Raw genomic sequence first — 18,292 nt, 5'->3', positions numbered from 1 at the left:
GTGACGACTCTTGCCTCTAGCATGCATGGCTTTTGCCTAGACTTTAGCTACTAATTTATCATATAGCAATCCCTGTTGTAATTGTGATAATTTTTTTCCCTATTCCCTATTCCCTATTCCCTATTCCCTATTCCCTATTCCCTATTCCCTATTCCCTATTCCCTATTCCCTATTCCCTATTCCCTACTCCCTACTCCCTATTCCCTACTCCCTATTCCTTATTCCCTAAAATCCAATAAACAAAAGGTTGATGAGTATTGTATCACTCATCAACCTTTATTAGACTTTGAACAAGGATAGACTAAGCTTTAGGATTCTCTGGGATTAGCGATTAGTCATTAACTAGTACCAAATCCCTACTTGCTTTCAGAAAACTCAGCGTCAATGACATCATCACCACCAGAGCTACTAGAAGCACCAGCATCAGAACCGGGTGCGCCAGCAGCATCAGTGGCCTCAGCAGCCCCCTCAGCTTGCTGATAGAGGTTAGCACTAACACTGTAGAGAGCTTGTTGTAACTCAGTGGTCAGAGTCTTGATTTTCTCATCATCCTCTTGGCCAATTGCCTCTCGCAGGTCTTTGATCAACCCTTCGATCTTCTCCTTATCAGCTGCTGGCAATTTATCATCAAGTTCTTTAATCTGTTTCTCGGCCTGGTAGGTCAGAGAATCAGCTTGGTTCTTACGGTCAATCTTCTCACGACGCTCTTGGTCAGCCTCTGCATTAGCTTCAGCATCCTTCACCATCCGGTCTACTTCCTGATCGGATAGGGTGGACGCACCAGTAATATTGATCGACTGTTCCTTACCAGTGCCCTTGTCCTTAGCGGTAACATTCAGGATACCGTTGGCATCAATATCAAAGGTTACTTCAATCTGAGGCACGCCACGGGGTGCAGGGGGAATACCATCCAATCTGAAGGTTCCCAAGCTCTTGTTGTCAGAGGACATTTCCCGCTCACCCTGAAGAACATGAATTTCTACGTTGGTCTGACCATCCACAGCAGTAGAGAAGGTTTCTGACTTCTTGGTGGGGATAGTAGTGTTGCGAGGAATCAGTTTCGTCATCACGCCACCGAGAGTTTCCACACCCAATGACAAGGGGGTGACATCCAACAGTAGGATATCCTTGACTTCACCAGCCAATACACCACCTTGGATAGCAGCACCTACCGCTACCACTTCATCTGGGTTAACGGTTTGGTTAGGATCCTTGCCAAGTACCTTCTTGACCACCTCTTGCACTGCAGGGATCCGAGTAGAACCACCAACCAACACCACCTCATCAATGGCACTCTTGTCGAGTTTGGCATCCTTGATGGCATTCTCTACCGGAATGCGGCAACGGTCGATTAAGCCAGAGCAAATATCTTCAAACTGACCCCTAGTCAAGGTCATATCCAGGTGCTTAGGCCCTTCTTGGGTAGCCGTGATGAAAGGCAAGTTAATGTCAGCTTGCATAACGCTAGACAACTCAATCTTGGCTTTCTCGGCGGCTTCAGTCAGACGTTGTAGAGCTTGCTTGTCCTTACGTAGGTCAATCCCTTCTGCGCTTTGGAACTCTTTGGCTAGATGATCAACAATTTTCTTATCGAAGTCATCACCACCGAGGTGAGTGTCACCGGAGGTAGCTAACACTTCAAACACCCCGTCACCTACTTCTAGAATAGAGACGTCAAAGGTACCACCACCCAAGTCAAACACCAGGATAGTTTCGTTGCTCTTCTTGTCTAAACCATAAGCCAGAGAGGCTGCGGTGGGTTCGTTGATAATCCGCAGCACTTCAACCCCAGCAATTTTACCCGCTGCCTTAGTAGCTTGACGCTGGGAGTCATTGAAGTAAGCTGGCACAGTAATTACGGCTTGGGTAACGGTTTCCCCAAGATACTTGCTAGCATCATCAACCAGCTTGCGCAGCACCTGAGCTGATATCTCTTCTGGCGCAAATTGCTTTCCTTGAGCTGGGCAATCTAGCTTGACATTATCACCAACCTTGAGAGTTTTGTAAGATACTTCGGTAGCCTCGTTGGTGACTTCACTGTATCTACGTCCAATGAAGCGTTTGACTGAATAGAAAGTGTTTTCGGGGTTCATCACCGCCTGACGCTTAGCGATTTGACCGACTAAGCGATCGCCATTTTTGGCATAAGCTACGACTGAAGGGGTTGTCCGAAAACCTTCTGCATTAGCAATAACCGTGGGTTTACCACCTTCCATTACTGCTACACAGGAGTTTGTTGTACCTAAGTCAATTCCAACAACTTTTGCCATAAGAGTGTTCCGGGTGCCTATAACTACAAATACTGGTAGGGTAGGAGAGGATTAGAGAATTATCCGTGCCTTTTGGTTCAAGGAATAACCGTTGCCAGTTTTTATACCATCGGTTGGATTACCATTATTTATACTGAACTTTATTTGCCAGTCTAATGAAGGGTGGTTTCCCGAACCTAAGATCGGACGGTTCTCTATTGATTGAACCTCCCCAACCGTCTTGGATGGGGATTCCCAGGCAGAACCAACTAAGTGGCTGTTAACTCCATGGGCGTAACTTTCCCTGGCCGTAGGCCACGCTGCGCGAACGTTCCGGGGGTAGCCGGGTAGGATCGATACCCAGTTTTTTCGTTTATTAACGCCATTGAGGGGAAAAGAATACCCCGTCCTCTTAGGTCGGGGATGAATTTTCCCCTCAAACTCCCCTCTTCGATAACCGATTATCTACTGATTGTCTCGGTCAGGGGGCAGCAAGAAAGAAAAAAGTTATGGGTAATCAGCGCCATTCTCGATTAGGTGTGAGAGTCCGAAAATAGGGAATATCACCGAAGTTGGGGAAGAATCCACCAAGAGTTCTGATTTCCGTCACGTTTGAATTAGGACTGCTATGGTCAAAACCCATGTATGTTTTTTTCCTGACCCCTTTTTGTTGCCTTGCCTGTGTCTAATTTACGAAAATTAACGGCTGTTGGGATTGGTGTGAACCGTAACAAATCAGTTGTGTTTGCCGTCTTGAGAGTAGTTGCGGAAACTGCTTACGGGTAGGGTAGGGAGTAGGGAGTAGGGAGTAGGGAATCGGGAATCGGGAATCGGGAGTCGGGAGTAGGGAATCGGGAATCGGGAATCGGGAGTCGGGAGCTGTGGGGAGATCGGGAGTGATAATTAAGAACTGCTATAAGAACTGCTATAAGTATGATCAGCTAAGTATGATCAGCGCTATATCTGTGTTCTGTCATTCTCGGAGATTGCGATCGCGCTTTCAGGTTACAGTCACAGAGTTGTTGAGATTTAGCTCTATTTTCTGATTCTTATTAGAAAATAGATAAGCGATTGGCCTACGGCCACGCTACGCGATCGCCGTTTGTACAAAAGTTACAGAACTTAGGAATCACAAAAGTTTTCCCAGACTGATGAAAAAGATATATAGCTTTTTTTTATACTAATGAGGTGCATTTTTATTAGCTATTCCCTGTTACCCATTCCCTGTTTACTATTAAATCATTATCCCTGCTCCCGTCTTGATGCAGTCGCTCATGGGGGGGACCCCCAAGACCGCGCTGCATCGCTGCTCCCGTCTTGATGCAGTCGCTCATGGGGGGGACCCCCAAGACCGCGCTGCATCGCTGCTCCCGTCTTGATGCAGTCGCTCATGGGGGGGACCCCCAAGACCGCGCTGCATCGCTGCTCCCTAAAACAATAAAATGTACCTCACCTAATTAAAAAATGCTATTAGGTGATCACTACGGAAACAACACCATTACCCATGGCAGTTATATCTCCACAATTACAGCAACGGTTAGGGTCACCCCTTAAAATTGGCTCAGTTGAGGTCAACAGCAGGGTGTTACAGTCACCCCTGTCTGGAGTAACCGACTTGGTGTTTCGTCGCCTAGTGCGTCGCTACGCCACTGAGTCCATGATGTATACCGAAATGGTTCATGCTAGCCAGTTAAAGTATCTCCGAGAATTGCCCAAGGTTATGGAGGTAGACCCATTAGAAAAACCGATCAGTATCCAATTATTCGACTGTCGTCCGGAATTTCTGGCTCAAGCGGCACAAAGGGCAGTGGCAGAAGGGGCAGATACTGTGGATATCAATATGGGTTGCCCTGTTAATAAAATTACTAAAAATGGTGGCGGGTCTGCTTTACTGCGAGATCCAGAAACGGCAGAAGCAATTGTACGATCAGTAGTGAAGGCAGTGGAGGTACCTGTAACCGTAAAAACCCGTATTGGCTGGACTGATCACGAGATCAATGCGGTAGAATTTGCCCAACGTATGGAAGATGCCGGGGCTCAGATGTTGACCCTCCATGGTCGTACTCGTGACCAAGGGTATAATGGCTCGGCTCGCTGGGAATGGATTAAGCGGGTAAAAGATGTGCTGTCTATCCCAGTGATTGCTAATGGGGATATTTTGTCCGTCGATGCAGCAGTGCGCTGCTTGGAAGAAACCGGTGCTGATGGGGTAATGTGTTCTCGGGGAACCCTGGGCTATCCCTTTCTCGTCGGAGAAATAGACTATTTCCTGAAAACCGGACAACTGTTACCCCCAACCACACCAGTACAACTGCTTGAATGTGCTAAGGAGCATTTACAAGGTCTATGGCACTATAAGGGGGAGCGGGGTATTTATCAATCCCGGAAACACATGGCTTGGTACGCGAAAGGGTTTCCCGGAGCAGGGGAATTGCGTAAAAAACTCAGTAGAATAGAGACGGTTGACCAAGGAGTTGAGTTGATTGAAAATGCGATCGCTAAACTTCAGCCGTCAGCCGTCATCCGTCAGCCGTTAGCCGTTAGCCGTTAGCCGTTAGCCGTTAGCCGTTAGCCGTCAGCTTATTTTATTCAAAAGCATTCAAGTAGCGTGGCACAGGCTTCTAGGGTGGCACAGGCTTCGACCCATCGGACCTAACCCATAAACTGTTCCCTTGGCATGCCCACAGGGTTTTAGCTGATTGCTGATTGCTGATATCTGTTCGCTTAGCGTGCGCGTAGCGCATATGCTTATAGCTTACCTTCATCGAGATCAACCGCAATTGTTGATGAAATAGTCTTTTTTTCAAGTATTTGAAAGTATTTGACGGTATAATCACCCAGGCAGATTCTGTCGGGTATTGACCCTCGTGGGTAATATCTTATCACGTCTTGTTATCAGCAATCTTGCTAGATAGTATAATTGTATGATAAAATCGGTAGAATTTTTTGTTCAAATTTAGGAGGATTAATTTAGTATGACCCAAGTGGTTGTCGGTGAAAATGAAGGCATTGAGTCAGCCCTGCGTAGATTTAAGCGACAAGTATCAAAAGCAGGAATTTTTGCTGATATGAAGCGTCTACGTCATTTTGAGACTCCCATTGAAAAGAAAAAGCGCAAAGCGATCGCTCGCAGACGCAAGCGTCGGTACCGCTAAACCTTCAAATCACTGTTGCCACTCCCCGGTCATCAGACGCGGGGATGCTTGGTTAACTGACTCGCTATCACCTGACCGGTTTAACCAACCAAGGTAAGGGAATCGGGAATCGGGAATCGGGAATCAGGAATCGGGAATCGGGAATCGGGAATCGGGAATCGGGAAAATAGATTTGTTTGGGATACGTTCAGTTAAAGCAACTCCAACAACTGGGATTCAGTTAATTGGGTAATTCCTAATTCTTGAGCCTTTTTTAACTTAGAACCAGCATCTTCCCCAACCACCAAATAATCAGTTTTGGCACTAACGGCACTAGTAACCTTACCACCAGCGTTTTGAATCAAGTCTTTCGCTTCACTACGCTTAAGGGTAGGCAAGGTGCCAGTAATCACAAAGGTTTTTCCGGTTAATGGTTGGATTTTATCTAGCGCTATAGTGTTCTGGGAGGCTTCTAACTGTAGACCTGCTTCTCGCAATCGAGTAATCAAGGTTTGGTTGCTGGAAATCTGAAACCAATCCCAGACAGACTGAGCAATTTCTGATCCAATGCCGTAGATTCCCTCAATATCGGGGATTGTTGCTTGAGCCAACTGCTCAATGGTAGAAAAAGTCTGGACAAGGGTTTGAGCATTGACACTACCCACATGACGAATCCTTAACCCATAAAGGACTCGTGACCAAGGTTGAGTTTTGGATTTTGCGATCGCATTTAGCAACTTTTGGGCTAACTTATGCCCAATACCATTCAATGACACCAGCTGCTCTAGGGTTAAATTATAAAGGTCAGCAACAGATGTCACCAAGCCTTGGTCTACCAATTGTTCTACAATCTTTTTCCCCAAACCATTAATATCAAGAGCATAACGACTTGCCCAGTGGGTCAGAGGTCTCTTGTCAATCGACTGTAAACCTGCCTCTCGCAATCGATCAATCAAGGTCTGGTTGCTGGAATTCTGAAACCAATCCCGGACAGACTTAGCAATTTTTGGTCCAATGCTGTAGATTCCCTCAATATCGGGGATTGTTGCTTGAGCCAACTGCTCAATGTTACGGAATTTCTTGGCAAGGGTTTTAGCCTTGTCACTACCCACATGACGAATCCCTAAGCCATAAAGGACTCGTGACCAAGGTTGGGTTTTGGATTTTGCGATCGCATTTAGCAACTTCTGGGCTAACTTATACCCAATACCCTTCAATGACACCAGCTGCTCTAGGGTTAAATCATAAAGGTCAGCAACAGATGTTACCAAGCCTTGGTCTACCAATTGTTCTATAATCTTTTTTCCCAAACCATTAATATCAAGAGCATTACGACTTGCCCAGTGGGTGAGAGCCCGTTGTTGTACTTTTGTCCCTGCCAATTGCACTGTGGGAGCTTCTTCAGTAGCAGGAAACTTCTGGGATTTTACTAATAGCTGGGATTCAGTTAATTGGGTAATTCCTAATTTTTGAGCCTTTTCTAACTTAGAACCGGCATCTTCCCCAACCACCAAATAATCAGTTTTGGCACTAACGGCACTAGTAACCTTACCACCAGCGTTTTGAATCAAGTCTTTCGCGTCACTACGCTTAAGGGTAGGCAAAGTGCCAGTAATCACAAAGGTTTTTCCGGTTAAGGGTTGGGTTTGGTCTAGCGCTATAGTTTTAGTAGAAGCTTCTAACTGTAAACCCGCTTCTCGCAATCGAGCAATCAAGGTCTGGTTGCTGGAAATCTGAAACCAACCCCAGACAGACTGAGCAATTTCTGGTCCAATGCCATAGATTCCCTCAATATCAGTGACGGTTGCTTGAGCCAACTGCTCAATGGTAGGAAAAGTCTGGACAAGGGTTTGAGCATTGACACTACCCACATGACGAATCCCTAACCCATAAAGGACTCGTGACCAAGGTTGAGTTTTGGATTTTGCGATCGCATTTAGCAACTTCTCGGCTAACTTATGCCCCATACGCTCCAATGACACCAACTGGTCTAGGGTTAAATCATAAAGGTCAGCAACAGATGTCACCAAGCCTTGGTCTACCAATTGTTCTACAATCTTTTCCCCTAAACCATTAATATCAAGAGCATTACGACTTGCCCAGTGGGTGAGAGTGCCCTTAACAATGGCAGGACAAGATGAATTAATACAGCGAGTCACTGCTTCACCCTTAGGACGCACCAGTGGTTGATTACAAACAGGGCAATGGGTAGGCATCTCGAAGGGTTTAGCATGGTCAGGACGTAACTCTGGTAAGACACGTACCACCTCCGGGATAATCTCCCCCGCTTTCCGTACAATCACCGTATCCCCAACTCGCAAATCTAATTGGGCAACATAATCACCATTGTGTAGGGCAGCCCGTTGTACTGTTGTGCCTGCCAATTGCACTGGTTCTAAAATAGCCAAGGGTGTCACTGCACCCGTCCGTCCCACATTAACTGTAATTGCTTCCACACGACTGGGAGCTTCTTCAGCCGGATATTTCAGAGCAATCGCCCAACGAGGAAACTTCTGGGTAAACCCCAATTGTTGTTGTATCGGGAAAGCATTAATTTTCACCACTACCCCATCGGTCAGGTAAGGTAAATCTTGCCGTTTCTCATCCCAGTGATTGTAATAATCCTGAACATCCTGTAGAGAAGCACAACATTGGCGATGGGGATTCACCGGAAAACCCAGCTTTTGCAGCAATTCTAGAGCATCCCATTGGGAATTGGGCATTGGGATAGTGTACTTCTCACTACTATCCTGATTCGGAATATGTAAGGTATAAGCAAAGAAAGCCAATTGCCGTTTAGCAACAATTCGAGGTTCTAATTGGCGCAAGGTACCAGCAGCGGCATTACGAGGATTAGCAAATAATGCCTCACCTGCTTGTTCTCGTTCCTGATTAATCCTCTCAAATACATCCAGAGGTAAGAATGCCTCACCACGCACTTCTACTAAAGCTGGCAGTTGGTCTAGATTTTGGTCTAGATTAACTTCCTCTAGATTGAGCCGCAAAGGAATGGAGCGAATAGTGCGGACATTCTGAGTAATATCTTCTCCTGTGGACCCATCACCCCTGGTCACTCCCCTGACCAAAATCCCATTTTCATAGGTCAGTGCTAATGCTGAACCGTCAATTTTGAGTTCACAAACGTATTCAGTATTGACTTCTGAGTCTTGGGAAATATCACCAGAAATATGACGCTGCCATCGTTCTTGCCATTGGCTAAATTCCTCAAGGTTAAAGGCATTATCCAGACTATAGAGGGGGATATTGTGGCGCACGGAAACAAAACCAGTAGCTGGTTTTTCTCCTACCCGCTGGGTTGGACTATCAGAGGTTACTAACTCAGGATACTCTGTTTCCAGCTCTTGCAGTTCCCGGTAGAGTTGATCGTAGATGGCATCTGCCATGATGGGATTGTCCAGGACGTAGTAGGCATAACTAGCGTTTTGCAACAGTCGGCGCAGTTCCTGAACTCGCTGGTTTACGTCGGGGGTTACTGGTGCCACAGGGGGGATTATCCTTGATGGAGATTGACTCTAGTTTATCGGTCAGATTAACCAAATTAACTATAGCCCTGCTTGACTCACGTAGGGTGCGTTAGGGACGGGCTAGTCCTGATTTTCCACCTTTTAGCCTCTGGTTGACACAGCCCGCCCCGTAACGCACCAGCTAATCAAACAGCTTTAATCAGATTCACCCATAGAAAACTTTGGCAAAGTCTAGTCACAAGTTCAGTATTTATACTAATTCCGTTTGCGGTCACCAATGTCATCTTGGTATTAACTAAGGTACTTTTCCAAGAGACAACAACAATGGGTCTGTTTGACAAAATTTCAATTAGTCGTCAACACAGCCAAATAACACTCGGACCAGCTGAAGCCTTTGCTGCGATCGCATTAATTGCTGGTGCTGCTGACGGATACGCGACTAATTCTGAAGTACAAGCAATTATTACTGCCTTATCTCGAATGCAGCTGTTTAGGAGCTACTCAGCTGATGTAATGGCAAGAATGTTTGAACGACTTTTGATGCTCCTGCAGCGGCAAGGTTCTGATCCTCTTCTTAGTGCAGCCCTGAAATCACTCCCCCATGAACTACAAGCAACCGCCTTTACGATCGCTACTGATATTATCTTAGCAGATGGAGAAATTACCGATGATGAAGAAGAGTTTTTGAACGAGCTTTATCATGCTTTAGAGATATCAGAAGAAACGGCTATAAAAATTATAGACGTAATGTTAATTAAAAATCAAGGGTAATAGGATTTTTCGTTTAATTAACAATTACTAACTTAATTAAGTTTGACAAAACTGGCTAAATCTATTTAGTTGAGGGTTCACTGTTGAAAGTGAACCCTCAACTGTTAATTGTGATCTGATCTAAATTGTGATCATCTGGCACTTTATAGAATTACTAACAGATTCACTTTCTAGTATCCCAACTGTACTTCACAAGAACCAGTCAACGCACTGTATTTGGTTCCCTAGGATTGCCACAGCGATTGATGTCACGAGTACAGGGCACACCAATATCAGCCGGATCTAGTACACAAGGGCCAATGGGTTGTGCGATCGCAGGGGGTGCGCTAGTTAAAAACAGTTGTGCCGCTACCAACAAAGCGCACAGGACTTTCAAAGCTTGGTCGAATTTGAAGTCCATGCCGTTTTTGAGAACCTTTAAGATTTTCATAACCTAACTTATCTCTAATGTTGAGTTAACTACATCCTTCTACATAGGCCACTTCCGGTAGTTTACCAGCGCGGAAACTAGTTACCTTACCCTCTGGATTGGTTTCAAAAATCACTCGATAATTTTTATCTGAAGTATCTGTTGGTACGAAGGTTGCATATTTCCCACCCGGTACATATTGATGGGGTTCAAGTTCTATTTTGTTACCATATACAGACATGACTTTCTCTAATTTATCCCCCACTTTGATACCGCTAATGGTGCTAATCTGGGGAGAACGTGTGTCTACCCTGGCAATTTTTCCCTCTATTGCCATAAACCACAGATTTTCTATGCCTTCTGGCTGAGATATTAAGCAACCATAGTCTCTTCGACTACTAGCGTCTTCTGGCAGTAGTTTAACTTTGCCAGCCTGGGATGCTTCTTCCAGCGTCATGCCCACGGTGATGGGGCCAATGCCATTAATTGCTATTTTAGATTTAGTAGAAAGTCTTTCTCCCTTGCTCCCAGTCTTCAAACAGAGGTTTTCACCACTTAAGTCCCCAAAACAATTGCCGTCTTTGTTGAGGATAACTACCGATTTGATAGTTGAGAACTGTTTGAGGGTAGATTCAATAGCACTGGTAGCTCTGGCATCATAGCCTACCCCAGGGGAAGGAATGGCACGGCAAAACTTGAGGGTGGCGGTTTCTGCTGCAATAGAGAGGGTAAAGTCTTTACCACAGTTGGATTGACCTTTAAGTTGTAGTGCTTCGGTGAAACCAATTTTAGTTTCTGCTTTGGTCGGACCAATAATCAACTGTTCAATGGCAAAAGTAGCGACTGCACGACTAGTGGTGCTTCTGACTACAGGTTCCACATAGCTAAAATCCTGATTACTTTGAGGTTGCTTGGGTAAAAAAACCTTAACGTTTCTTTGCTTAGGAGTAGTTTGAGTTTGGGTAGGAGTTGGGGATATTTCTACTTCTGTTATAGGAGATGGAGAGGAAGTGGATGTATCTGGTGGCGGTGTCTGTTGTTCATTACAAGCATTGAGACTCAAGTATGCCAAGAGTATGGTACTCAAGAGTATAGTTTTAGATTTGTGTAGATCCATTGCGCACCTCACAGTTATCCTTGTTAAAGTTAATATAGCGGTTTTTAGCCTAATGAGGTACAAATAGTTTTTACCTTCTTACCTGTTACCTGTTCTCTGTTCCCTAAAATCCATGAATTGTGTACCTCATAGCACTGACATGCTCCCTACGGACTATATAGCAATTCTATATCCCATAAGGTACCTATTATCCCCCTAAATCCCCCTTAATAAGGGGGACTTTGAAGTTGATAAGCGTACCTCATAACTGCAAGAAACGCTATACCTTACTTATTGGATAAATGCTATAGTTATAGCAAAGTAGCTTTCCTGTTGATTATGTATCAAGTTACCCTATGTGTTCCAGAAGAAACGGCACAGGCTTTAAACCTAAAACCAAACTAGGACAAGAATTATGTTTAAGTGCTGCGATGAAACTTTATGAATTAGGTAAACTTTCCTCTGGTGCTGCTGCTCAACTAGCTGGTATTGAGCGAGTAGTTTTTTTATCTAAGTTGAGTGACTATGGCATCAACACTTTCAGATTAACAGAAGCGGAATTAACAGAGGATTTAGCGAATGCCTAATGTGATTGCTGATACCTCACCAATCCAATATCTCTATCAAACAAATTTACTGGATTTACTACCACAACTTTATGGTTCGGTTATTGTACCTCAAGCTGTGGCGAATGAATTAGCTGCTGGATAGTATTTCGTCTTGATTAATCCACAGGAATGGCTGTTTTGAAACTTGCTGGTGAATTATCTTGGTAAGCCTATTTCTGTCCTAACCCTCAATCCGCAAAATCGCTTCTTTCACTTCGACCTCTGATTCAATTACTGCCATAATTCCCGGTAAATATTCATCCATTGTCATCACGTTAGCATAAGCTATTGGTTTAATTAAAGCCAAACTAAGATTGTCCTCTTTTACATCAATGCTGGTTTTGTAGCGGATTTCTCCATCGTCGAAATCGAATTCAAAATTACCCATAATCATGCCATAGTTGGCGCGAGTGATAAATTCTGTGATGGCTAGGCGCTTGTTTTCTGGAGCCTTAACGGGGCAAATTGAATAAAATACAAATTGTCTTTGTTCTTCTCTGGCTTGGGCGTAGCAAGTCCATTGTCCATTTTCACCCCGGAATAAAAGACGCAAGGCTGATGTTTCTGGGATCTTGACAAATTGCCATTGGTCTGATTCAAAAAAGTTAACTATTGCGGTAAAGATTGATTGGTTTGTGGTGGTATCTTCTTCTGTGTCGGAGAATGTTTCATCAACTAATTCGTTGAAAATGCTGCTAATTCCTTCAAGAAATTCAGAGGTAGCGTTTTGGGTAGCTTCAGCTAAGTTGGCTTGGGTCCATTCTTGGAAAAAGTTAACAATTCCTGCGGAAAGTTCTTCGCTGGTAGCTTCTGGGTGGTTAATGGTGGAAGGATTAAGGTAGTTCCAGAAGGTGTTATAACCGACTTCACCGTTGGGTTGTTGCTGTTTGACGGATAAGCATAGCCAGCTTTCGGTGTTGAGTAGTTTGTTTGTTAAGGGGTTTTCGGGTTGTTGACAAATCTGAAGCAGGTAGTTAGCAGCTTCTTCTGCGGTGGAAGCTTTTTCTAATAGCTGTGGCAGTAAATCCGGTTGGAGAGTGGTTTCAATTTGGATATCACCACTGGGGAGAAAGTTACCACCACTCATGGGTGCCCGTACTTCTGGTTTGAGGTTGAATAGTTTTTCGGTGTCGATGCGGTGGTAAAGTTCGGGGGTTACCTGGAAGGTAAGACGACATTCGATGATTTGGTGGTTTTGTTTGGTGAGGGATAGGGAAGTTGTGGTAATGGTTAAGGGATTGGAGGAGTCATTTAAGGTTAACTCTTTGTCTAAAGGGAAGTTTTCAGTATGGTTACTCATAACAATTTAAAATTCAAAATTCAAAATTCAAAATTTAGAAAGTCAGATCAGGTTTTGATTTCCAGGAAAGCATCTGTTGCTTGATTTGGGAGAAGTGATATAATAGATTTACGTAAATCTTTACATAAATTGATGTTTGATTACGAAATTACATCTCCAACGGATGCTAAAAATAACTTTTTTAAGTTGTTGGATATAGTTGCACAAAATAATCAAGTATATATCATCAATCGTCGTGATGGTGAGAATGTTGCTTTGATTACAGAATCGGATTTGAGGAGTTTGGTTGAGACAGTTTATCTGTTAAGAAACCCTACTAATGCAATTCGCCTGCTGGATGCAATTGAGGAGTCTAAGACTGGAAAAATTAAACCTCAAACCATTGAAGAACTTTACTCTGAATTGGGAATTGAGCAAGAAGAAGAAGAAGAAAAAGGCTGAATCCGATCAAGTAAAGCCAGTGGTTGTTAATCGCAGTCCTGGTTTTAGTTCTAGGTTTAAGGAAGATTTGGCTTGGTGGTTCAAGCATGATTTTAAAGTCGCGTCGAAAATTTTGGATTTGGTTACTGCTGTAATGGACAATCCATTTGAGGGCATTGGTAAACCAGAACCATTAAAGTATATGGATGCAAATATTTGGTCACGACGTATTGATTTAGAGCATCGGCTGGTTTATCGGGTGGGAAGTAGTCAGATTGATTTTCTGGCTTGTCGGTATCATTATGAGTAGTGGTTTTGTTGGGTTTTATTTTTTAAGCCAATTTCCTCTAATTCACTGCGAAGTCAGTATATTGACGTACAGCAGGTTCTTGAAATGCTAGTACAATATCAGTCTTTGGTACTCCCAATTTGACGAGTTCGTTGGCAAAACCAATTTCAGTTCCATCATGATGTATCCAAATTTTGGCATTTTTGATGCTGAAATGTAGAACACAACCATACATGGGTTGGCGGTTTTTCCAACCAGTGTAAACAACTTGATAATGGTCGTGGTCTGAGTCAAAAATTAAGGCAGCTTCAACATCTTGATCAGATGGACTTTTACTGGCATAATCACTCAGAAGTTGTTTAATGTATTGGCGATACTGGATTATTTTTTCCATTCTAAAATCACCTCTTCAGATAAGCAATCTATGCAAATCTTGATACAAAACCATTATACAATAATCAACTTCTTTTAGAGTTCTAAGTTATTGTGGGTTAGATCGGCGATTGACCGTAGGTCACGCTACGCGATGAAGCGTTTCGGCAAAGCCGACGCTACGCGAACGCAAAGCGTGGCCTACGGCCTCAGCTTCCGCGCTTGTGCGATTGACCGTAGGTCACGCTACGCGATCGCGTATAGCCCTAGGCCAATAAGTTAGGACATAAGATTCAGGGAGCGGTCAGGATTCCGCCTTGAAAAATGTCCTAAGCTGAACGCCTCTTACCATACTATATGAGGTATGTCTAGAGTGTGTCATGGGCTTGTTTGCTTGAGGTAAGAGACATTTGGCTCTTTTGCGCCGTAACCCACCAATAATCTTTTGATTTTCTCTTTTATCTCAGTGTCTGCATTCTTCGGCAGCCTTTCTATTGGTTTTCGGTAATCGTTATCAATTACTTCCGGATCGGCATCTCGATCGAGAAGCGTTTTAATTATAGGAATATTCAGCTTACTTACCGCGATCCCTAATGCATTCATTCCACTAAATCCGCCAGCTTCATTGATTGTGTCTTTTGCTCCGTGATTGAGGAGCAGTTTAACCATTTCTATATTTTCTTCCTCTACACTCCATCTCAGAGGAGAATTGCCTTCATTATCCTTGACATTAGGATTAGCTCCCGCTTTCAATAGTAAGCTTACTATCTCTTTGTGGCCGCCCCACATAGCCATGAGTAATGGATTAGAATCCCGGTCTAGATTCCAAGCATTGACATCAGCTCCGGCTTTTATCAAAAGTTTTACAATTTCTATTTTTCCTCCATAATCAACTTCATCTATCGCTTCTTGTAAGGGAGTCCAGAAAGGGGGATTAGGCATGTAAAAATTAACGTCGAGACCTTGTTCAATCATCTTTGCAAGATTACTATCATCATGGTATCGAATTATCTCAAAAATATCTTTATTGTTCATTTTAATTAACAAAAATAAGATGAGGATAAACTACTTTAAACTCAATCCTTGAGATTACTAGTAACGTTCAAGGCTTGAGCTAAAAATATTCTTTATATATAATCTCCATAATTGTCTAATAGCTCTTGGCAGTTTTCCAGTGCATTCCTCATTTGATTGAGAGCATCTGTGTGTCTTTGAACCGGTTTTCCACCAAAGCATTCATCTTGTATTTGTTGTCTTTGATCAATACATTCTTGTAGAATTTTAATTCTGTTAATAACATGGTTTTTCGTTATTCCTTTGACTGATCTTCCTTTGAGTTTTTTCCCGGCTTTTAGCTTATCCAAAGCTGGCTTACACCCAGGCAGTGGTATAGAACCACAAATTGCATCTTTTTCCCCTTGGAGTCTCTCAAGGACTTCATCTTCACAGGTCTGATTTGAATGTTTTCTATCTCTTTCCGCTTTTTTTTTGCCATCTTCACTTTTACTTCTTCGACTTGTATAATCATAATCCCAATCTTTTCCCCCATCAATAACTGTGATAGAGCTGAAGATAGGATGTTTATTCTTGGTAAGATTGGCAGCTTTTATTGCATTAGCTTTAGGTAAGCATTCAGCTATCAGCCAAAGGCCTTTGGCCACGCTTTCGGCAAAGCCGACGCTTCGCGAACGCGAACAGCTATCAGCCAAAGGCCTTTGGCCACTGGGCATAGCCCACGCTACTTGATGTGCGATTCCCGATTCCCGATTCCCGATTCCCGATTCCCGATTCCCGATTCCCGATTCCCGATTCCCGATTCCCGATTCCCGATTCCCGATTCCCGATTCCCGATTCCCGATTCCCGATTCCCGATTCCCTTTTATCAAAAATTTACCAAATCTAAAACTAGTGAAAAAAATAGTAGATAGATTATTAAAACTGATTCAATCAATAAGTTTAGCTATCTTGATTGTTAGTATTTATGCACTTCCCGTATTTGCTCAGGATGTATCTAACCGGGATTTGCCTATGGTATCTACAAGGGATGATTCCCAGTTATAACTAACTAAATTCCAGGATATAGAAAAATTTAGTGACGACTTTTTTGTCAATCAAATGGCAGAAAATCATATTCCTGGTGCCGTATTCACCTTAGTAAAAGATGACAAGATTCTCTTCTCGAAAGGCTACGGCTACGCTAACCTTGAGGATAAGATACCGGTTATTCCTAACAAAACTCTGTTTCGTGTAGGCTCTGTATCTAAACTAGTTACCTCTACAGCAGTAATGCAACTAGTCGAGCAAGGTAAGCTTAAGCTACATGAAGATATTAACCAGTATCTTAAGTAATTTCAAATTAAGACTGATAAATTTAAGCCAATTACAGTTGATCATCTCTTAACTCATACTGATGGATTCGATGTAGCTTGGGTGATTGGCGGAGCCACTCGTTGCCAGTCTAAGCTGCTATCCTTAGAAAAATTTCTCACAGAAAATTTACCAGAGCGAGTGCGACCACCAGGTCAATTATATGTTTATGGTGATGTAGGATTAGCATTGGCAGGTTACTTAGTAGAAGTGGTTGCTGGAATTCCTTTCAGTGAATATATTGACCAAACTATCCTACAACCTTTGGATATGAGTCAAAGTAGTTTTCAGCAACCATTACCGTATCAGCTGGCAGCTAACTTAGCTGTAGGATATCGGTACAAAAATGGCAATTATCTAAAGCAAGCCTTTACCTGTAATCAAAGTGTTCCTACTACAGCTTTAACTACTACTGCTGAAGACATGGCCCACTTTATGATTGCTCATTTACAGGGAGGTCGTTATCGTAAACAGCGTATCCTGAATGATACTACAGTAAAGGATATGCACCACCAACACTATACTAATTTTCCGAACATTCCTCAATCGGCAGGATCTACTTATGGTTTTTTTGAGCGCTTTGTGAATAATCAACGGATAATTGAGCATGGCGGTAGCATGTCAGGGTATACTAATCTGGTGTTTTTAATCCCAGAACAAAAGTTAGGTTTCTATATTGCTTACAATCGTAACAGTCTTAATGAAAGTTTGCGAGACGACTTGGTTGAACAGTTTTTAGATCGTTATTATCCTGTACAGGAAACCATTACCTCACCTACTGAAACGATTACTAAACCTATCCCTGAATCTAGCTCTCAAGCTAGCCCTCAAGCTAATAGTACCCAGCAGTATAAACAGCAATATCAACAGCAATATCAACAAATTAATGGCGGCTATCGCTTCATTCGCTATCCTCGAAAATCCCTGGTTAAACTAGCCATAGTTTTGCTAGAATCCGGACGATTATTTACTATTAAAACTAATCAAGACCACACGTTAACTGTATTTCCAGGAGGAAGTAAATGGGAGGAATTTGAGCCATTCCTATTTCGCTATCCTGACAGCAATATGTATATAAGTTTTCGGAAAGATAGTCAGGGTAAAATTACTGCTATGTCTTTGAGTAGTCATGTCCATTTAACCTATGAAAAGTTAGCCTGGTACGAAACTCTTGTTTTACAGGTTGGACTGGTAGGATTTTGTGTGCTAATCTTCCTATGGGGATGTTTGGTTTGGCTAATTAGACCATTAATTAGCCGCAAAAATCAAAGCTTATCTCTAGTTTCACGACATACTCGTCTGGTGGAGTTGATCATTGGTCTGATTAGTATCTTGAATTTATGCTTTTTCAGCGGGATGGGGATAGCTATTAGTATAATAGATTTCTGGGAATTTTTATTCGGAATCCCCCCTGTGATGATTGCGTTACTTTATCTACCCATTGTCACCACAGGCTTGACTACTGTAGTATCGATTATTGGTTTACTGGCTTGGAGAGACAAAAATTGGTCTTGGATCAGACGAGGGTATTATTGTTTGAGTATGCTAGCGGCATGGCTATTTATCTGGCTCCTAAATTATTGGAATTTATTAGGATTTAAATTTTAATTTTTGTGATTAGATAAGGGGCAGCAGATAATGGGGTTTTAGTAAAACCAATTCATTCCCAATTCAATAATGACCTTGAAGTTGATTTCAATGTCAATTTAATCAAGAGCTAAGATTAATGCGATCGCATTTATTCGTGCGCCTCAGATTAATGCGATCGCTTTTATTGTATTGTGTGTATTGT

At 43.0% G+C, this 18,292-nt stretch carries 18 protein-coding genes and 2 pseudogenes; 11 read left to right on the top strand and 9 right to left on the bottom strand.

Annotated features, from left to right (window positions below):
* Positions 1 to 83: 83 nt before the first annotated feature.
* Positions 84 to 239, top strand: coding sequence for a hypothetical protein (locus F6K63_RS12600; RefSeq protein WP_287312295.1), 156 nt, complete (start codon positions 84 to 86; stop codon positions 237 to 239).
* Between the two features lie 117 nt (positions 240 to 356).
* Here F6K63_RS12600 and dnaK read toward each other — a convergent pair whose 3' ends face one another.
* Positions 357 to 2,270 carry a molecular chaperone DnaK gene (gene dnaK / locus F6K63_RS12595; RefSeq protein ID WP_287312294.1) on the bottom strand — a complete coding sequence of 638 codons (1,914 nt, stop codon included), beginning with the start codon at positions 2,268 to 2,270 and terminating at the stop codon, positions 357 to 359.
* A 1,178-nt stretch (positions 2,271 to 3,448) separates the two neighbouring features.
* Entirely contained in the window at positions 3,449 to 3,583 is a 135-nt protein-coding gene (locus F6K63_RS12590; protein WP_287312293.1) for a hypothetical protein, read from the bottom strand.
* Positions 3,584 to 3,753: 170 nt separating this feature from the next.
* Between F6K63_RS12590 and dusB the strand changes: the two genes are divergently transcribed.
* A complete protein-coding gene (gene dusB / locus F6K63_RS12585) occupies positions 3,754 to 4,800 on the top strand; it encodes a tRNA dihydrouridine synthase DusB (RefSeq protein ID WP_287312292.1) in 1,047 nt (348 codons plus the stop codon).
* A gap of 424 nt (positions 4,801 to 5,224) precedes the next feature.
* Entirely contained in the window at positions 5,225 to 5,404 is a 180-nt protein-coding gene (gene rpsU / locus F6K63_RS12580; RefSeq protein WP_008186741.1) for a 30S ribosomal protein S21, read from the top strand.
* A gap of 191 nt (positions 5,405 to 5,595) precedes the next feature.
* Here the strand turns inward: rpsU and ligA are convergent, their stop codons facing one another.
* The gene (gene ligA, locus F6K63_RS12575) at positions 5,596 to 8,886 is read right to left on the bottom strand and encodes an NAD-dependent DNA ligase LigA (protein WP_287267468.1); all 3,291 of its coding nucleotides are present in this window, start codon (positions 8,884 to 8,886) and stop codon (positions 5,596 to 5,598) included.
* Positions 8,887 to 9,192: 306 nt separating this feature from the next.
* Between ligA and F6K63_RS12570 the strand changes: the two genes are divergently transcribed.
* A complete protein-coding gene (locus F6K63_RS12570; RefSeq protein ID WP_071103429.1) occupies positions 9,193 to 9,639 on the top strand; it encodes a tellurite resistance TerB family protein in 447 nt (148 codons plus the stop codon).
* A 202-nt stretch (positions 9,640 to 9,841) separates the two neighbouring features.
* Here the strand turns inward: F6K63_RS12570 and F6K63_RS12565 are convergent, their stop codons facing one another.
* Both F6K63_RS12565 and F6K63_RS12560 read right to left on the bottom strand, forming a co-directional pair.
* Positions 9,842 to 10,069 carry a hypothetical protein gene (locus F6K63_RS12565; protein ID WP_071103428.1) on the bottom strand — a complete coding sequence of 76 codons (228 nt, stop codon included), beginning with the start codon at positions 10,067 to 10,069 and terminating at the stop codon, positions 9,842 to 9,844.
* Positions 10,070 to 10,094: 25 nt separating this feature from the next.
* Complete coding sequence (locus F6K63_RS12560; protein ID WP_287312291.1) at positions 10,095 to 11,165, bottom strand: hypothetical protein; 1,071 nt, start codon at positions 11,163 to 11,165, stop codon at positions 10,095 to 10,097.
* A gap of 318 nt (positions 11,166 to 11,483) precedes the next feature.
* Here F6K63_RS12560 and F6K63_RS12555 point away from each other — a divergent pair.
* Together F6K63_RS12555 and F6K63_RS12550 are read left to right on the top strand one after the other, a co-directional pair.
* Positions 11,484 to 11,731, top strand: a pseudogene (locus F6K63_RS12555) (UPF0175 family protein).
* Complete coding sequence (locus F6K63_RS12550) at positions 11,724 to 11,855, top strand: PIN domain-containing protein (protein WP_267875564.1); 132 nt, start codon at positions 11,724 to 11,726, stop codon at positions 11,853 to 11,855. Before F6K63_RS12555 ends, F6K63_RS12550 begins: the two are co-directional and overlap by 8 nt.
* A 78-nt stretch (positions 11,856 to 11,933) precedes the next feature.
* On the opposite strand, the gene F6K63_RS12545 is transcribed toward F6K63_RS12550, so the two are convergent.
* Positions 11,934 to 13,052, bottom strand: a complete 1,119-nt coding sequence (locus F6K63_RS12545) for a type III secretion system chaperone family protein (protein ID WP_287312290.1) — start codon at positions 13,050 to 13,052, stop codon at positions 11,934 to 11,936.
* A gap of 132 nt (positions 13,053 to 13,184) precedes the next feature.
* Between F6K63_RS12545 and F6K63_RS12540 the strand changes: the two genes are divergently transcribed.
* Complete coding sequence (locus F6K63_RS12540; RefSeq protein ID WP_287312289.1) at positions 13,185 to 13,493, top strand: type II toxin-antitoxin system Phd/YefM family antitoxin; 309 nt, start codon at positions 13,185 to 13,187, stop codon at positions 13,491 to 13,493.
* Positions 13,462 to 13,782, top strand: coding sequence for a Txe/YoeB family addiction module toxin (locus F6K63_RS12535; protein WP_502708306.1), 321 nt, complete (start codon positions 13,462 to 13,464; stop codon positions 13,780 to 13,782). The genes F6K63_RS12540 and F6K63_RS12535 overlap by 32 nt, the downstream gene beginning before the upstream one ends.
* A gap of 37 nt (positions 13,783 to 13,819) precedes the next feature.
* On the opposite strand, the gene F6K63_RS12530 is transcribed toward F6K63_RS12535, so the two are convergent.
* Positions 13,820 to 14,155 (bottom strand): XisI protein, encoded by a 336-nt coding sequence (locus tag F6K63_RS12530; RefSeq protein WP_008178108.1) that lies wholly within the window; start codon positions 14,153 to 14,155, stop codon positions 13,820 to 13,822.
* A 90-nt stretch (positions 14,156 to 14,245) separates the two neighbouring features.
* On the opposite strand from F6K63_RS12530, the gene F6K63_RS12525 reads away from it, so the two are divergent.
* Complete coding sequence (locus F6K63_RS12525) at positions 14,246 to 14,416, top strand: hypothetical protein (RefSeq protein ID WP_154659645.1); 171 nt, start codon at positions 14,246 to 14,248, stop codon at positions 14,414 to 14,416.
* Positions 14,417 to 14,511: 95 nt separating this feature from the next.
* On the opposite strand, the gene F6K63_RS12520 is transcribed toward F6K63_RS12525, so the two are convergent.
* Both F6K63_RS12520 and F6K63_RS12515 read right to left on the bottom strand, forming a co-directional pair.
* Positions 14,512 to 15,168: an ankyrin repeat domain-containing protein gene (locus tag F6K63_RS12520; RefSeq protein WP_008178110.1), complete on the bottom strand. Its 657-nt coding sequence runs from the start codon at positions 15,166 to 15,168 to the stop codon at positions 14,512 to 14,514.
* Positions 15,169 to 15,260: 92 nt separating this feature from the next.
* On the bottom strand, positions 15,261 to 15,794 hold the full coding sequence (locus tag F6K63_RS12515) for a hypothetical protein (RefSeq protein ID WP_287312287.1): 534 nt from the start codon (positions 15,792 to 15,794) through the stop codon (positions 15,261 to 15,263).
* Between the two features lie 54 nt (positions 15,795 to 15,848).
* Between F6K63_RS12515 and F6K63_RS12510 the strand changes: the two genes are divergently transcribed.
* Positions 15,849 to 16,061 (top strand): hypothetical protein, encoded by a 213-nt coding sequence (locus F6K63_RS12510; RefSeq protein ID WP_287312286.1) that lies wholly within the window; start codon positions 15,849 to 15,851, stop codon positions 16,059 to 16,061.
* A 151-nt stretch (positions 16,062 to 16,212) separates the two neighbouring features.
* A pseudogene (locus F6K63_RS12505) lies at positions 16,213 to 18,108 on the top strand (serine hydrolase domain-containing protein).
* The last annotated feature ends 184 nt before the right edge of the window (positions 18,109 to 18,292 follow it).

This window comes from Moorena sp. SIO1G6 (assembly GCF_010672795.1).
GTDB lineage: Bacteria > Cyanobacteriota > Cyanobacteriia > Cyanobacteriales > Coleofasciculaceae > Moorena > Moorena producens.
The sequence above is the reverse complement of the archived record's forward strand: the minus strand, read 5'-3'. Positions and strand labels throughout refer to the sequence as shown.

Coding starts and splice junctions, on each gene's coding strand:
- dusB (WP_287312292.1), top strand. CDS start 3,754: ATGGCAGTTATATCTCCACAATTACAGCAACGGTTAGGGTCACCCCTT.
- F6K63_RS12570 (WP_071103429.1), top strand. CDS start 9,193: ATGGGTCTGTTTGACAAAATTTCAATTAGTCGTCAACACAGCCAAATA.
- F6K63_RS12565 (WP_071103428.1), bottom strand. CDS start 10,069: ATGAAAATCTTAAAGGTTCTCAAAAACGGCATGGACTTCAAATTCGAC.
- F6K63_RS12590 (WP_287312293.1), bottom strand. CDS start 3,583: ATGAGCGACTGCATCAAGACGGGAGCAGCGATGCAGCGCGGTCTTGGG.
- F6K63_RS12550 (WP_267875564.1), top strand. CDS start 11,724: ATGCCTAATGTGATTGCTGATACCTCACCAATCCAATATCTCTATCAA.
- F6K63_RS12540 (WP_287312289.1), top strand. CDS start 13,185: ATGTTTGATTACGAAATTACATCTCCAACGGATGCTAAAAATAACTTT.
- F6K63_RS12520 (WP_008178110.1), bottom strand. CDS start 15,168: ATGAACAATAAAGATATTTTTGAGATAATTCGATACCATGATGATAGT.
- dnaK (WP_287312294.1), bottom strand. CDS start 2,270: ATGGCAAAAGTTGTTGGAATTGACTTAGGTACAACAAACTCCTGTGTA.
- F6K63_RS12560 (WP_287312291.1), bottom strand. CDS start 11,165: ATGGATCTACACAAATCTAAAACTATACTCTTGAGTACCATACTCTTG.
- F6K63_RS12545 (WP_287312290.1), bottom strand. CDS start 13,052: ATGAGTAACCATACTGAAAACTTCCCTTTAGACAAAGAGTTAACCTTA.
- rpsU (WP_008186741.1), top strand. CDS start 5,225: ATGACCCAAGTGGTTGTCGGTGAAAATGAAGGCATTGAGTCAGCCCTG.
- F6K63_RS12530 (WP_008178108.1), bottom strand. CDS start 14,155: ATGGAAAAAATAATCCAGTATCGCCAATACATTAAACAACTTCTGAGT.